The following is a 1,053-nucleotide window of genomic DNA, read 5'->3' as shown; positions in this document are numbered from 1 at the left end:
AGGTCGTTCGAAGTACGGTACCAAGCGTCCGAAGTAATCGGCCGTTTGCAGTTAATTATTTTATTGAGTCGCCCACGGCGATGTACAGCTGTGGCGCGACGATCTTGCCGGTCTGGCCGACCTGCATGTCGTTCGGTACGAAACCGGCGTCGACCGCGGCGCGGGAAGCGCCCACGGCAGCGCCCAGCTTGTCGGCCAGGGCGTACAGGTGCTTGAAGTTGTCGCCGTTCTGCATGCCGCGGCCGCCGGAAACGACGATCTTGGCAGCGGTCAGTTCAGGGCGATCGGACTTGGCCAGCTCTTCGCCGACAAAGCTCGACTTGCCGGCATCGTGAGCGGCAGCCACAGCTTCAACGGCAGCCGAACCGCCTTCGGCGGCAACAGCGTCGAAGCCGGTGGCGCGCACGGTGATGACTTTCACCGCAGCGTTCGATTGCACGGTAGCGATGGCGTTACCGGCATAGATCGGACGCTTGAAGGTGTCGGCGCTTTCTACCGAGATGATCTCGGAGATCTGGTCGACGTCCAGCTGCGCGGCAACCCGCGGCAGGATGTTTTTGCCGTTGGACGTGGCGGCGGCCAGGATGTGGCTGTAGCCCTTGCCCAGCTCGGCAACCAGCGGTGCAACGTTTTCCGGCAACTGGTGCGCGTAGGCAGCGTTGTCGGCTACCAGCACCTTGGCCACGCCAGCGATTTTCGCAGCGGCTTCAGCCACGGCGCCAACGCCTTGACCGGCTACCAGGACGTGGATGTCGCCACCAATTTTCGCGGCTGCGGCCACGGTGTTCAGGGTGGCCGGAGCCAGCGCCTTGTTGTCGTGTTCAGCGATTACCAAGATAGTCATAGTCAGATTACCTTCGCTTCGTTTTTCAGTTTCTCGACCAGTTCAGCGACCGACTTGACCTTGATACCCGCGCTGCGTGCAGCCGGCGCTTCGACCTTCAGGGTCTTGTTGGTGGAGGCGGTGGTCTGCCAGCCCTCGAGGAGATCGTCCAGATAGTTCGAGCGTTCAACCACGACACCGCTCTCGGAGTAGGTCAGAACCTCTCCCTG

Annotated in this window: 2 pseudogenes; both read right to left on the bottom strand. The window is 61.7% G+C overall.

Going from position 1 to position 1,053, the window contains the following annotated elements:
- Window positions 1–64: 64 nt before the first annotated feature.
- Window positions 65–844, bottom strand: a pseudogene (locus ACQKQA_RS30460) (electron transfer flavoprotein subunit alpha/FixB family protein); the annotation flags it as partial.
- Between the two features lie 2 nt (window positions 845–846).
- Window positions 847–1,053, bottom strand: a pseudogene (locus ACQKQA_RS30455) (hypothetical protein); the annotation flags it as partial.

The sequence above is a fragment of the Pseudomonas sp. NPDC089530 genome, assembly GCF_050280705.1.
In the GTDB taxonomy this organism is placed as follows: Bacteria; Pseudomonadota; Gammaproteobacteria; order Pseudomonadales; family Pseudomonadaceae; genus Aquipseudomonas.
The sequence above is the reverse complement of the archived record's forward strand: the minus strand, read 5'-3'. Positions and strand labels throughout refer to the sequence as shown.